The sequence below is a fragment of the Micromonospora sp. WMMA1976 genome (assembly GCF_027497335.1).
Classification (GTDB): Bacteria; Actinomycetota; Actinomycetes; order Mycobacteriales; family Micromonosporaceae; genus Micromonospora; species Micromonospora aurantiaca.
In genome coordinates this window covers 4,576,922-4,589,536 of the sequence record NZ_CP114912.1, presented here as the reverse complement: position 1 = coordinate 4,589,536, position 12,615 = coordinate 4,576,922, and the positions used below count along the sequence as shown (strand labels likewise).

Sequence of the window (12,615 nt, the reverse complement as noted above, 5' to 3'; positions counted from 1 at the left end):
GTCAGGTCAGCGCGCGCCACAGCAGGTAGAGACCGATGGTGGTGCCGAACACCACGATGACGGTCTTCAACACCACCTGCGGAAGCCGGCGGGCCAGCCGCGCGCCCGCGTACCCGCCGAACAGGGTGGCCGGCGCGACCACCGCGACGGCCGCCCAGTTCACCGGGCCGAACAGGGCGAACACCACGAGCGTGGTGAGGCCCACCACTGCGGAGAGCAGGTTCTTCACCGCCGACACCCGGGCCAGCGTCGCGTCGAGCACCAGCGCCAACCCGGCCACCAGCATCACCCCGAGGGCCGCGCCGAAGTAGCCTCCGTACACAGTGCCGAGCGCGACCATGGTCTGCACCGTGACGGTACGGCGGCGCGCGCCCAGCCGTTCCGGATGGCCGACCAGCCGGCGCAGCGGACCCTGGAACGCGAGTACGGCGGTCGCGCCCAGCACCAGGAACGGCACCACCAGCTCGAACGCCCGCGCGGGAGTGGCCAGCAGCAGCACGCACCCGGCGATCGTGCCGACCACTGCGGTGGGCAGCAGCGACCACAGCTCCCGCCCGCGCGGCAGGTCCACCCGGCTGCCCGCCACGCTCGCCACGTACCCCGGGAAGACCGACACCGAGTTCGAGACGTTCGCCGCCACCGGCGGCAGGCCGGTGGCGATCATCGCTGGGAACGTGATCAGCGACCCGCCGCCGGCCACCGCGTTGACTGTGCCCGCGGCGAGGCCGGCGGCGATCAGGAGCGCGGCGTCGGAGAGATCCATGATCCCCCGAGGCTAGTCCGTCCGGTTCCCGGGCCGGTGGGCCGGTGGGTTCCGCGCCAGTGGGTTCCGCGCCAGTGGGTTCCGCGCCAGCTCGGGGAAGTGGCTGTATCGAGGGTCGGTTGATGCCGCCACCTCCCCGAAGTGGCGGGCGCGCACTCGCGGGCCGGGGTGGAAATGGACGCGGCGGGTGCGTCGTTAGGATGAGGGCGCGACGGACGAGTCGACCGGGCGGTCGCGTCGACGGGCTCCGGCCCGTCGCCGAGGAACGTCCGGACTCCACAGGGCAGGGTGGTTGCTAACGGCAACCCGGGGTGACCCGCGGGACAGTGCCACAGAAAACAGACCGCCGGCCCGTAACGGGACGGTAAGGGTGAAACGGTGGGGTAAGAGCCCACCAGCACCCCGGGTGACCGGGGTGGCTCGGTAAACCCCACCCGGAGCAAGGCCAAGAAAGGGCCGTCACCGCAAGATGACGACCCGCGCAGACGCTCGAGGGCTGCCCGCCCGATGTCTGCGGGTAGGCCGCTGGAGCCTGCCGGCAACGGCAGGCCGAGATGGATGGCCGCCGCCGGTGCGCCTACGGGCGTGCCGGTCACAGAATCCGGCGTACAGGTCGACTCGTCCGTCGCCCATCAGTTCAGACGCCACATCTGTCGTCTGGACTGGTCGTCGTTTGTCAAGACTCCATATGCGTCAGACGGCCGATCACCTGGTAGGCGAGTGAGCGTCACCTGGCCGAGGGGGCGATAACACCATCTTCTGCCAGTTGCGGAACACGAAGCGGTGCACCGACTTCAACCCGACCCATAACGCCGGATAGAGCACGGCGCGGCCGAACCCGCGGACTGTCAACGTCGTGGTCCGGGTGACCTGCGTGCCATGACCAGCAGGGGCCATCTCGAATAGATCCCCGAGATAGTCAACGTAGCGGTGGAAACCAAGATCCGTCGACTCCATGTGGAACGCCAGCCGGGCTGGTGGCTCCCATACGGTGATCCGCTGCCGCACCACCCCTTGCTCCGAGACACACTGCCGGGCCGCGTCTACCTCGCCTGGGCCATCGGGCAACCGGCACATCGTCGGTCGAGGCGTACCCAGGTAGAACACCGGGCACCGGGGCTGCAGCTCAAGGCGTGAGTCGCAGAGTGCTGGCCACAGCACCTCAGGCGGGTGGGGGATCGCCCAGCGCGTACGCACGATCACGCCTCCGACGGTAGTCCCACCGTCAACGGTGCAAGAGCGTCCAGCCGGACGTGTCACCCACGTTCCGAGACTGCTCTGTCATGCAGGTCCTGAGAACCGACATCGTCGGCAGCCGGCCTTTCCTCCGCCGACTGATGCGCGACAGTCTTCCGCCACCTGATGTGCGACACCTGACCTCGCGGATCGCGTATGACCCCGCATCACTCAGGCGTCGACTGGTGGTGGTACCTCCGGTCAGTGTCGGAGGATCTGCAGTTCGTCTCCCCAGCCTTCGATGATGGGGGTCAGCACGGGCACGGGACGCTCGTCGTCAAAGGTCGCGCAGAGGTTCTCGACCCGCTTGAAGGTTGCCCGTATGGCGGCCGGATCGCCGTCGAGGGTGGCCTGTAGCAATGACAGGAGTTCGCGTGCATCCCACTCAGGCACGGGGTGTTCGCGGAGTTCCCAAGGCAGATACTTGTGATAGGGACGCACCCGTCCGGCCAGCGAAAAGATGACGTCCAGCAGCCAGGGCACTGATTCGGCAGCATCGAGGCGGCGTTCCAATTCGCGTCCGTCGCGGTCGCTCTTGAGGGCCCGGTAGGCATAGTTCAGCCACCCGTCCAGGCGGTCATGCTCGACGAGAATCGTCTCTGCCTCGTCGGGCGTCACCGTGGCCAACCGGTGAAGGGCGGAGGACAGCCGGCCTTGTGTGCGGTCGAGGAGGATCGGGGCCCACGCGAACGACCAGCGGAACCACCAGCCTCCGCTCCCGAATGGGGGTACCTCTTCCAACTGGGAGACCGGAACCGGGATCTCGTCGAGGTCAGGGGATCGGGTCGTCTTGCGCTCGCCCATGCCCTGGTCGGTGAGAACGACGTACACGTCCAGGTCTGAGCGGTCCGTGGCAAGCCCTCGGCCTACCGAACCGGAGAGGACCAGGCCCACCAAGTCCTCGCCGTGATCCGTATCGTTCCGGTCCGCAAGCTCTGTCAGCACTTCCAGGCGCTGGGGCGAGAGACCCGGTGGAAGGTTGAGACCGTCGGGTGCTTTGGTCACGCGCAGCACCCTTCCCTCACCGAGCCGGTTGCAGCAAGCAAGTTTCTCGAACGGCGCTCCGGCCTGGCAGGACGTTCCAACGTTGAGCCAGGTGAGTCTGGTTCGACGCCAAAGCGTGTCGACTTGCCGTCACGGGGGCAGGCATCGTGCCGTCGAGGACGACCGGCATGCACGCGCTGCGGCACTTCCGCGCCTCGGCGCTGCTCGATGCCGGGGAGAGCATCAAGGCCCTCGCCTCCTACCTCGGGCACTCCGGGTGTCGATGGTCATTGGATGATCCCGGCGACGTGCGGCCGGTTGGGCTGGGACGACGCCGCGCGAAGGTGCCGTCCGTACCGGTCACCCGCTACCGGAATTCGTGGATGACCTCGATCGAACCGACGATGTGCGCGTTGAACTCGTCGAGTTCCTCGGCTGCAACCCACAGCATCGGAGCGGCGGATCCGCCGAAGGACCGTGTCGAGTAGCGGCCCAGGAAGCCTGTCTCGACGTGGAAGCGGGCCACGTAGCGCACGGATCCGAACAGGTTCCAGTCTTGGGCAGCTCTGATGGCGAAGTCCTCGTCGAGCATCGGGAAGAAGTGAGTGTGCTCCGGCGGGAGTGGCGGCCACCTGCGACCTCCTGCCTCGCGGACGAGACCGAGTTCCTGCTGTCCCAGGGGGCGCCACAGCACTGTCGTTACGTCGCTGCTCACGTCGCCCCCGCTGCCGCGGTCGGTCGCGATGCCGGACAGTCCCGCCGGATCGAACATTCGCCGCACCTCGTGCCCGTTGAGTGTGAGGTTTGCAGATGACCGCGCCGCGTGGAGGAGCGGAACTGAGCGCCTGACGGAGACTTCCGGATCTTGCCATGACCACCGACCACTGTCAGGCTTCGAAGATGACCTCGCTCCGGCTGATCGAGACCACTCCCGGACAGTATTCGCTGCTGCTGGATGCCGGGACCACCCCAGTCGATGGTGTGATCGGGGAGCTTGGTCACGAGCCCAACGGGTACTTCTGGGCAGGCGTCGCGGAGGTCCTCGTCCGCATCGAGGCCCCGGCGCTCAAAGGTCGATTCGCCTATGACCCTGAGGCCGGCATGTTCTGCGCCTACGGCACCGATCGTGGCGCGCTGCAAGAACTGGAGGCCTTGATGAACGCCGTGGCCACCGACGGCGAACGCATCCGGCGGCTGGTCGACGACGCCGAAGCGCGCGGGTTCGAGTTCGACGACTGACAGCTGACCCCGGCGGTTGACGAGGGAGACGCAGCGCTCCACGCGATGTCCACGAGGCGACCTCCTCGACGATCGCGAGTGGCCGCCGAATTCGCAGGAGTGCCGGACGGTTGTGGCGCCAGCATCGGCCACCCGTCACTGTCGCGGCGGGTTCAGGGGAGGAGAGGCGATGGCGGACGTTTCGGTCGACGTGCCGTCGCCCCTGCGTACGTGCATCGCCTTCTGCGAGGTCGAGTGCGTTGTCGGGTGCTGCGGGATCGATGCCGTCTCCACGGACCCCGACCTGAGCGAGGACTGGTGCCACCAGGTGGGCTCGGGCGCGGTGGTCGAGGCCCGACTTCAACTCATCGAGCTGATCGAGGTGGTCGAGGACCGCTCCCGTTGCGTCACGTCGGACTTTTTGAACCACCGCACACATGACGAGGCCGCGCGGCGTGAGTTGCTGGACTTTCTGGCCGCGCTCGCCGCGGGACTGGCTGCCGGCGATGCGTCCGTGAACGGCCGGGCGCCCCGGGGTGATCAGGACTTGCGATGATCCGGTGATGACCTCCTACGTGTCCCACACCACCGTGGACTGTGCCGACGCCTTCGCCCTGTCCCGTTGGTGGGCCTCCGTCCTCGACTACCGCGAGGACCCGGACGACCCGAACGAGCCGGGCCACGAGGAGTGCATGATCTACTCGCGGGACGGGCGGCACCGCCTGCTGTTCATCGAGGTGCCGGACGCGAAGCAGGTCAAGAACCGCATCCACCTCGACCTGCGCCCCGTCGAGGGGACGCGCGACGAGGAACTGGCCCGGCTGACCGGGCTGGGTGCGGCAGTGGTGGCCGACCGGCGTGAGAGCGACGGCACCGGCTGGGTGGTGCTCGCCGACCCGGAGGGCAACGAGTTCTGCATCCTCCGCAGCGACGCCGAGGTAGCCGCTACTCGCTCGTGACAGCGACCGAACGGCCGCCCCAGCTCCAAGATCGGCGGGCGCGGGCCGCGAGCGCGGGCCACGAGGGCGCGCGGCGGGGACGGCGCGGGGTGTGAGGGCCGGTGTGGGACGCTGCGGTGGTGATCGAGCTTGCGGACATCCAGGCGGCCGCCGACCGGATCGCCGATGTCGTCGTGCACACCCCGACTCTGCCCAGCCCGGGACTGACCGAGCTGCTCGGCGTACCGGTCACCGCCAAGCTGGAGCTGCTGCAACGTACCGGCTCGTTCAAGGCCCGTGGTGCGGCGGCGAAGCTGCTTGCGCTCGACGACGCGGAGCGGGCGGCCGGGGTGGTAGCGGTCAGCGGCGGCAACCACGGCATCGCGGTCGCGGTGATGGCGGGTGCCCTCGGGGTGGCGGCGACAGTGGTCATGCCGCGCAGCGCGCCCGCCCGTGCGGTCGAGGTGGCCCGTGCGGCCGGGGCGGACGTGCGGCTGACCGAGGACATGGCCGGCGCGTTCGCGCTGATGAACCGGCTGCGGGACGAGGGCGTGACGCTGCTGCACCCGTTCGACGACCCGATCGTGCTCGCCGGGCAGGGCACCGTCGGGCTGGAGTTCGCCGACGACGCCGGTGAGCTGACCGACGTGCTGGTCAGCATCGGCGGGGGCGCGCTGATCTCGGGTGTGGCGGCGGCGCTGCGGGCGCGCCGGCCGGGGGTACGCGTCTGGGGCGTGGAGACCGAGGGCGCGCAGGCGATGTCGCAGGCGATCGCGAAGGGCGGCCCGGTCGAGGTGCCGCTGTCGTCGATCGTCACCACGCTCAGCGCGCCGAGCGTCTCGCAGCTCACCTACGATCATGTGACCGCACTGGTCAGCGACGTCCTCGTGGTCTCCGACGCCGAGGCGGTGCGGGGCACGCTGGAGCTGGCCGAGCACGCCAAGGTGTGGGCCGAGCCCGCCGCCGGGTGCCTGCTGCCCGCCGCCCGCCGCGTGGTCGAGCGGGTGGGCGCCGATGCCCGGATCGGCCTGGTGGTCTGCGGCGGCAACGCCACAGTCGCCGACGTGACCACGTGGGCCGGCCGTTTCGGCCTCTGACCCGCAGCGCCCACCGCGCACCACGCGACCGCCGCGCCGAGCGCGCCGCCGCACAAGGCGCGCGACCTCCGCGCCGCACGAACGGCAGAACCCGGGGGTACGCCGGCCGCCTCCGGTCCGGACGGGTGGGACCGGGACGACCGGCGTACGTCAGGACGTGGCCGGGCTGACGCCGTCGAGCAGCTCGGCGAGCCGGGCTGCGGTGGTCGGGGCGTGCAGGTGCAGCCGCGCCACGTTGATGCTGTCCGTGCCGATCACGGCGAGCAGCGCCTCTCCGTTGATCGCGTACACGCTGAGGTAGCCGCCCGCGTTGCGTACCGTGGACTGCTGGAAGTCGCCCTGCCCCAACCGTGACCCGACCTGGCGGCCGAGCCCGTACATGGTGGCGGCGAGCGCAGCCAGGTCGTCCGGGTCGGCGCCGTTCTGCAGGTTGTGCGTGACGAGCAGGCCGTCGACGCCGCCGAGGACGCATCCGTGCACGCCGGGGATCTGCAGCCGCAGCGCGGAGAGTTCCTGGGCGATGGCCGGGTACGGCAGCGCCGGGTTTCCGGCCAGCGACTGTGGAAGCGCCCGGGGTGGCGGCAGGGTGCCGGCCTGGGGGCGCGTACGGCGGGGGAGGTCGTCCACCCGGCTCACAGTTCCAGGCTCTCCTCGATCGTGCGCAGTTGGTGTCTGGCCATTGCGAGGTTGGCCCGGCTCTTGCTCACCATCAGGTAGAGGAACAGGCCCTTGCCGGTGCGGTTGCTCAGCGGGCGGATCAGGTGGTACTGGCTGCCGAGCGTGATCAGGATGTCCTCGATCTCGTCGTCGAGCTTGAGCATCTCGATGGTGCGCAGCTTGGCGCGTACGACGTCGGTGTTGCCGGCGGCGGCGACCGTCAGGTCGATCTCGCCGGTGCCCCCGGCGACGCCGAGGGTCATGCCACTGGTGTAGTCGACGAGCGCGGCCCCGATCGCGCCGTCGATGTTCATCGCGTTCTTCAGCGCGATGTCAAGGTTGCCCACGATCTTCTCTCCCCAGCTCGGGTCGCTGTCCGCCGGAGCGGGCGGGCAGCGGGTGCGGTCCGTCGAGGCTCGCATATGGAGACGCGAGGTGCACACGGGCCACCGGTGATCCACCTGAGCGGGCCCTCCCGGACCGGCCGCCGGTCCCGGCGAAGGGACCGCGCCGTCCATTACTTGTCGCCGTCTGTCCCGGTAAGACGGTGCATCCACGCTATGTAGAGATCCGATAGAGTGCGCCCGTGCGACTCACCATTCCGGTGGCGAAGGTGCTCTCGGCGCTGCTCGCCGAGCCCGAGGCGCCGCGCTACGGCCTCGACCTGATGCGGCTCACCGGCCTGCCCAGCGGGACGCTCTACCCGGTGCTGCACCGCCTTCAGGCGGCGGGCTGGCTCGCCGCCGACTGGGAGGACGTCGACCCGGCCGCCGCCGGCCGCCCGGCCCGCCGCTACTACCGCCTCACCGGCGAGGGCATCCGCTCGGCCCGGTCGGCGCTGAGCGAGCTGCGTGCCCTCGTACCCGCCGAACCTGCCGGCCCGGACCTGGTCTGGGCGCCGGTGTGGTGACCCGGCCGCTGGGGCGTACCGCAGGGGTGTTGCTGGTCGCGCCGCCAGCCTGCGTCGCGGTCCTCGTGCTCGCGGGCGCGGTGATGGGCGTGGCCCACGGGTGGCTGGAGATGCGCGTGCCGTGGGCCGCCGCCGCGCAGTTGCCGGCCTGGTCGGCGCTCACCGCGCTGCTCGGCACGGCGCTCGCGATCGTCGTCACCCGGGCCGCGCGCCGGACCGTACGCGTGGGGGCGCTGCCCACCGCGCTCGGCGTGGCGCTGCCGGTCGCCGCGACGGTGACCGCGACGCTCGCGCTGCTCGCCGCCCGGGGCGAGAGCCGGGTGTGGGAGACGGTGCCCGGGCTGCTGCTCTGGCTGGCGCTGCTGGTCCCGGCGCTCTGGGCCGCCGGGGCGCTGGCGCGCCGGGGCCGGGTCCGCCTCGCGTGGCTGGCCGGTCTGCTCGGCGCGCTGGTGGCGGCCGACGCGGCGGTGGTGCTCGCGGTGGTCACCTCGGTCCCGGCCACCGCACCCGTGGCCGACGGTCTGCCGCCGGACGCGGTGGACCGGATCTCCGCGCCGCTCTGGCTGTTCACCTGCTGGACCGACTCGTCGTTCGGGCTGCCCCGGCCGACCGGGTGGGAACGCTTCCGCATCACCGACCGGGTGCTCGTCGAGCCGCTGTTCTACCTGGCCTGCACGCCCTACGCCGTGGCGTACGCGATGGCGGCGGCCCGCCCGGCGCCCGCCGCCGTACCCGGTCCGGAGCCCGTCCCGGCACCCGCCTGAGCGTCAGGCGTTCCAGCTCAGCGCCCGCCCGGCCCGCTCGTAGTGCCGGGCCAGCTCGGCGTCGATCCGCGCGGCCCGCGCCTCGGTGAGCGTCACCGCCGGGTCCTGCCAGGGCCGCGCGCCGAGCATCCGGTGCCGCAGACCGGTCGGCGGGTGGGCGGCGAACAGCGAGGCGTCCTCCCGGACGGTGAGCTGCCGTTCCAGCGACAGCCGCTGCGCCGCGGCGTCCAGCGCGCGTCCCGTCTCCACCCGCCAGGTGTCCGGCCCGTGGCCGCCGCGTACCGCGTTGCGCACGGCGGTGGCCACCGAGTCGGTCCGCAGCGTCGTGTCCAGCAGCCGGGTCGCGCCCGCCGTGCCGCCGGCGCGGGCGGCCATCTCGTCGGCCAGGTACTCGGCCCGCTGGCTCTCCCGCAGCGCGGTCGCGACCAGCACCACGTGCCCGGCGAACAGCAGCCGCGACAGCGTCCAGGACGCCAGGTGGCCGAGCCACTCGCCGACCATCACCAGCAGGCCGCCGCCGTCGGACCCGCCCCGCGGCCGGAACAGGTCGGCGGCGTTGCCGAGCATGGTCAGCGCCGGCTGGGTCACCGGCCCCCGGCGTACGTCGCCGTTGACGAAGTGGCCCAGCTCGTGGCCCAGCAACGCGACCCGCGCCGGTCCGTCCAGGGCGCCCCACAGCGGCAGCCCGAGGCCGAGCACGCGCCGCCGGCGCAGCCCCACCGACGTCGCGTAGGCGTTGATGGCGCCGTCGACGCCGATCACGTGCGGCATCGGCGCGCCCACCGCCGTCGCCACCTCCCGGACCAGTGCGTGCAGCTCCGGCGCCTCCCGCTCGGTGAGCACGTCCAGGTCCCGGTCGAGCCGGCCGAAACGCGGCCGCAGCGCCACCGCGAGCGCGATCAGCGCCACGCCGCCGACCACCGCGAGGTTCGGGAATGGGTACGCGAACAGCAGCCACACCCCGGCCACCGCGATCCCCGCCACCCCGAGCAGGAGCAGCACCGAGATGCCGGCGACGAGAACGCCGGTGAACCCGGGCCCGGTCGGCTCCAGCGACCGGCCGAGCAGCGCGGCGTACTGCCGGCGGGTGAGCCGCGCGGCGAGCCGGTGGGTCCGCCGGTCGACCCAGGACCAGCCGAACTCCGGCGGCTGCCGGCGCGCGTCGTAGGTGTCGAGGTTCCAGTCGCAGCCGGCGCACCAGGGCAACGCCCCGTCCAGCGACACCGGCGTCGCGCCGCATCGCGGACAGGCCCCCGTGCCCGTCGTCGTGGTGATCACGAGCGCCGATCCTGTCCGTTCCCCACCGGCGCCGGTACCGGCCGTTCGGACGAGTGCGGGCATCTCCGAGTCTTCCGCCGTTCCCCGCCACAACCGCCCCGACCAGGTCTAATGTGGAGAAGGCCGTGACTATTTGTGCCGTTCCGGTGGCGGCCGGGCGGTTCCCGGTGCACAGTGATCGCATGAGCGACGACGGAAGTGGTGGGCACTACTACTGGTGCACGCGACACCACCGGGTCGAGACCGATGCCGACGTGTGCCCCGCCAAGCACGTTCTCGGACCGTACGCCTCAGCCGCCGACGCGGACAACGCCCTGCAGACAGTGCGGGAGCGTAACGACGCGTGGGACGCCGAGGACGCCCGTTGGGCCGGGGAGGGCCGCTAGACGGCGCGGGAGGGCCCGCGTCGAGGTGATCCGTGCTCCGCGAGGGCGAGAGCACGTCCCCAGGAAAGGGAACCGAGATGGCCGAAGCACAGCAGGCCACCCGCCCGGCCGCGAAACGGACGACCGCGAAGAGGACCGCCGCGGGCAGGACGACGACGGTCACCAAGGCGTCGCCGAACGCCTCGGGCGCCGGCGCCGGGCGGACACCGGCGAAGAAGGCGGCGGCCAAGAAGGCGGCCGCCAGGAAGGTCGTGTCGGCGGCGCGCAAGGCGCCGGCCACCAAGACCACTACCAGCAGGACGACGGCGAAGAAGACCGCGGCTCGTACGGCGCCGGCCGGCCGGGCCGCCGCCAAGACCGCGCCGGCGAAGAAGACCACCGCGAAGAAGACGACAGCCGTCAAGAAGACGGCGGCGGCGAAGAAGACCACGGCGGCCAAGAAGACCACGGCGGCGAAGAAGACCACCGCGGCCCGGAAGACCACGACGGCCCGGACCACCGCCACCGCGAAGAAGGCGCCGGCCCGCAAGACGACTGCGGCGAAGAAGACGACGACGGCGGCCAAGAAGACCACCGGCGCGCGGAAGGTCACCGCGGCGGCGAAGAAGACCACCGCGGCGGCGAAGAAGGCGCCCGCGAAGAAGACCACCGCCTCGACGCGTCCCACGGCGCGCAAGGCGGCGGCGAAGAAGGCGCCCGCGCGCAAGACCACCACCGCCCGCAAGACCACCTCGGCGGCGAAGAAGACCACCGCCGCGAAGAAGGCGCCGGCCCGCAAGAGCACCGCCGCCAAGAGCACCACCGCACGTAAGGCGCCGGCCCGCCGCGCCTGACGCCGCGGACACCGCTCCCTCCCGGGGAGCGGAACGTGCGGGGCGCTGTCAGGATTGACCGCGTGGTGATCCGACGCGTACTGGCGCCCCGTATCGACTTCGGCGCGCTGCGCCGCGAGCTGGGACTGCCCGAGAGCTTCCCGGCCGCGGCGCAGCGCGAGGCCGACCTGGCGGCCGCCGCGCCGCCGCCCGCCGTCGCCGACCGGACCGACATCCCGTTCGTCACCGTCGACCCGGCGACCTCGCGCGACCTCGACCAGGCCATGCACCTCACCCGCCGTCCCGGCGGCGGCTACCGCGTCCGGTACGCGATAGCTGACGTCCTGACCCACGTACGCCTCGGCGGTGACCTGGAGGCCGAGACGTGGCGCCGGGGGCAGACGGTCTACCTGCCCGACGGCAACGTGCCGCTGCACCCGCACACGCTCAGCGAAGGAGCGGCCAGTCTGCTGCCCGACGCCGACCGGGCCGCCGTGCTCTGGACCGTCGACCTGGACGCCGACGGCGGCACCGTGGCGGTCACGCTGGAGCGGGCGCTGGTGCGCAGCCGGGCCAAGCTCGACTACGGCGGCGTGCAGCGCGACGCCGACACGGGCCGGCTGCCCGAGCCGATCGCCCTGCTGCCCGAGGTCGGCGCGCTGCTCACCGCGCGGGGCCTGAGCCGGGGCGCGATCAACCTGCCGCTGCCGGAGCAGGACGTCGAGCCCGACGGCGACGGGTGGCGGCTGGTGCTGCGCGGCCCCGGCCCGATGGAGGAGCACAACGCGCAGATCTCGCTGCTGACCGGGATGGCCGCCGCCGACATCATGCTGGGCGGCCGGATCGGGCTGCTCCGCACCATGCCCCGGCCCCGGCCCGAGGCGGTCGAGCGGCTGCGGCTCGCCGCCGACCCGCTCGGCGTGCCCTGGCCGGACGGCACCCCGGTGGGTCAGGTGCTCGACGGGCTGGACACCTCCCAGCCCCGGGTCGCGGCCTTCGTCGACCAGGCCGCCGAGCTGATGCGCGGCGCCGCGTACACCGCATTCGACGGGGAGCTGCCCGAGCAGCCCGAGCACGGCGGGGTGGCGGCCGCGTACGCGCACGTCACGGCACCGCTGCGCCGGCTGGCCGACCGCTACGCCACCGAGGTCTGCCTGGCGCTGCACGAGGGCCGGGAGGTGCCCGAGCAGGTCCGGGCCGCGCTGCCGAAGCTGCCCGAGGTGATGGCCGCGACCGACCGCACCGCGGGCGCCGCCACCCGTGGCGCGGTGGAGCTGGCCGAGGCGGTGCTGCTCGCGCACCGGGTGGGGGAGACGTTCGAGGCGGCCGTGCTCGACGTGGACGAACCGCGCCCGGCGGGCAACGGCCGCCCCGGCCGTCCGCCCGGCGGCACGATCGCGCTCGACGAGCCGCCGGTGCGCGCCCGCTGCACCGGTGAGCTGCCGCTTGGCGAACGCGTCCGGGTACGTCTCACCGCCGCCGACCCGGCCCAGCGCCGGGTCGCCTTCGAACGGGCGTGACCAGCGCGGCGATTGTCACAGCATCGGGATGCACCGCACGCGGTCCCGCTTT

At 72.2% G+C, this 12,615-nt stretch carries 15 protein-coding genes and 1 other RNA gene; 10 read left to right on the top strand and 6 right to left on the bottom strand.

The features are described from left to right. Window position 1: 1 nt before the first annotated feature. Window positions 2–763: a sulfite exporter TauE/SafE family protein gene (locus tag O7546_RS20935; protein ID WP_269697405.1), complete on the bottom strand. Its 762-nt coding sequence runs from the start codon at window positions 761–763 to the stop codon at window positions 2–4. Between the two features lie 216 nt (window positions 764–979). Between O7546_RS20935 and rnpB the strand changes: the two genes are divergently transcribed. Beyond that, window positions 980–1,388, top strand: an RNA gene (gene rnpB, locus O7546_RS20930) — RNase P RNA component class A. A gap of 812 nt (window positions 1,389–2,200) precedes the next feature. Here rnpB and O7546_RS20925 read toward each other — a convergent pair. Next, on the bottom strand, window positions 2,201–3,004 hold the full coding sequence (locus O7546_RS20925) for a hypothetical protein (RefSeq protein WP_281599967.1): 804 nt from the start codon (window positions 3,002–3,004) through the stop codon (window positions 2,201–2,203). A 346-nt stretch (window positions 3,005–3,350) separates the two neighbouring features. After that, window positions 3,351–3,755: an ADP-ribosylation/crystallin J1 gene (locus O7546_RS20920; RefSeq protein WP_281599966.1), complete on the bottom strand. Its 405-nt coding sequence runs from the start codon at window positions 3,753–3,755 to the stop codon at window positions 3,351–3,353. Window positions 3,756–3,853: 98 nt separating this feature from the next. On the opposite strand from O7546_RS20920, the gene O7546_RS20915 reads away from it, so the two are divergent. The 4 genes from O7546_RS20915 to O7546_RS20900 all read left to right on the top strand — a co-directional run bounded on the left by O7546_RS20915 (window position 3,854) and on the right by O7546_RS20900 (window position 6,236). Then, complete coding sequence (locus tag O7546_RS20915; protein ID WP_281599965.1) at window positions 3,854–4,222, top strand: immunity 51 family protein; 369 nt, start codon at window positions 3,854–3,856, stop codon at window positions 4,220–4,222. Between the two features lie 169 nt (window positions 4,223–4,391). After that, a complete protein-coding gene (locus O7546_RS20910; RefSeq protein WP_281599964.1) occupies window positions 4,392–4,757 on the top strand; it encodes a DUF6331 family protein in 366 nt (121 codons plus the stop codon). Between the two features lie 7 nt (window positions 4,758–4,764). Further along, entirely contained in the window at window positions 4,765–5,160 is a 396-nt protein-coding gene (locus O7546_RS20905; protein WP_281599963.1) for a VOC family protein, read from the top strand. Window positions 5,161–5,279: 119 nt separating this feature from the next. After that, the gene (locus O7546_RS20900) at window positions 5,280–6,236 is read left to right on the top strand and encodes a threonine/serine dehydratase (RefSeq protein ID WP_269697403.1); all 957 of its coding nucleotides are present in this window, start codon (window positions 5,280–5,282) and stop codon (window positions 6,234–6,236) included. 150 nt (window positions 6,237–6,386) lie between these two features. Here the strand turns inward: O7546_RS20900 and O7546_RS20895 are convergent, their stop codons facing one another. Both O7546_RS20895 and O7546_RS20890 read right to left on the bottom strand, forming a co-directional pair. After that, window positions 6,387–6,872 carry a roadblock/LC7 domain-containing protein gene (locus tag O7546_RS20895; protein ID WP_281599962.1) on the bottom strand — a complete coding sequence of 162 codons (486 nt, stop codon included), beginning with the start codon at window positions 6,870–6,872 and terminating at the stop codon, window positions 6,387–6,389. Continuing rightward, entirely contained in the window at window positions 6,869–7,240 is a 372-nt protein-coding gene (locus tag O7546_RS20890; RefSeq protein WP_013287772.1) for a hypothetical protein, read from the bottom strand. Before O7546_RS20890 ends, O7546_RS20895 begins: the two co-directional genes overlap by 4 nt. Window positions 7,241–7,479: 239 nt before the next feature. Between O7546_RS20890 and O7546_RS20885 the strand changes: the two genes are divergently transcribed. Continuing rightward, window positions 7,480–7,803, top strand: coding sequence for a PadR family transcriptional regulator (locus O7546_RS20885; RefSeq protein WP_269697401.1), 324 nt, complete (start codon window positions 7,480–7,482; stop codon window positions 7,801–7,803). After that, the gene (locus O7546_RS20880; RefSeq protein WP_269697400.1) at window positions 7,800–8,567 is read left to right on the top strand and encodes a hypothetical protein; all 768 of its coding nucleotides are present in this window, start codon (window positions 7,800–7,802) and stop codon (window positions 8,565–8,567) included. The genes O7546_RS20885 and O7546_RS20880 overlap by 4 nt, the downstream gene beginning before the upstream one ends. A gap of 3 nt (window positions 8,568–8,570) precedes the next feature. Here the strand turns inward: O7546_RS20880 and O7546_RS20875 are convergent, their stop codons facing one another. Beyond that, window positions 8,571–9,845, bottom strand: a complete 1,275-nt coding sequence (locus O7546_RS20875; RefSeq protein WP_269697399.1) for a M48 family metallopeptidase — start codon at window positions 9,843–9,845, stop codon at window positions 8,571–8,573. A 182-nt stretch (window positions 9,846–10,027) separates the two neighbouring features. Here O7546_RS20875 and O7546_RS20870 point away from each other — a divergent pair, with 182 nt between their 5' ends. From O7546_RS20870 to O7546_RS20860, 3 genes are all read left to right on the top strand, one after another. After that, window positions 10,028–10,231 (top strand): hypothetical protein, encoded by a 204-nt coding sequence (locus O7546_RS20870; RefSeq protein ID WP_030273123.1) that lies wholly within the window; start codon window positions 10,028–10,030, stop codon window positions 10,229–10,231. Between the two features lie 77 nt (window positions 10,232–10,308). Further along, window positions 10,309–11,064, top strand: coding sequence for a histone (locus O7546_RS20865; RefSeq protein WP_269697398.1), 756 nt, complete (start codon window positions 10,309–10,311; stop codon window positions 11,062–11,064). A 62-nt stretch (window positions 11,065–11,126) separates the two neighbouring features. Then, window positions 11,127–12,563, top strand: coding sequence for an RNB domain-containing ribonuclease (locus tag O7546_RS20860; RefSeq protein ID WP_269697397.1), 1,437 nt, complete (start codon window positions 11,127–11,129; stop codon window positions 12,561–12,563). Window positions 12,564–12,615 lie beyond the last annotated feature (52 nt).

Coding starts and splice junctions, on each gene's coding strand:
- O7546_RS20935 (WP_269697405.1), bottom strand. CDS start 763: ATGGATCTCTCCGACGCCGCGCTCCTGATCGCCGCCGGCCTCGCCGCG.
- O7546_RS20920 (WP_281599966.1), bottom strand. CDS start 3,755: ATGTTCGATCCGGCGGGACTGTCCGGCATCGCGACCGACCGCGGCAGC.
- O7546_RS20915 (WP_281599965.1), top strand. CDS start 3,854: ATGACCACCGACCACTGTCAGGCTTCGAAGATGACCTCGCTCCGGCTG.
- O7546_RS20910 (WP_281599964.1), top strand. CDS start 4,392: ATGGCGGACGTTTCGGTCGACGTGCCGTCGCCCCTGCGTACGTGCATC.
- O7546_RS20905 (WP_281599963.1), top strand. CDS start 4,765: ATGACCTCCTACGTGTCCCACACCACCGTGGACTGTGCCGACGCCTTC.
- O7546_RS20870 (WP_030273123.1), top strand. CDS start 10,028: ATGAGCGACGACGGAAGTGGTGGGCACTACTACTGGTGCACGCGACAC.
- O7546_RS20865 (WP_269697398.1), top strand. CDS start 10,309: ATGGCCGAAGCACAGCAGGCCACCCGCCCGGCCGCGAAACGGACGACC.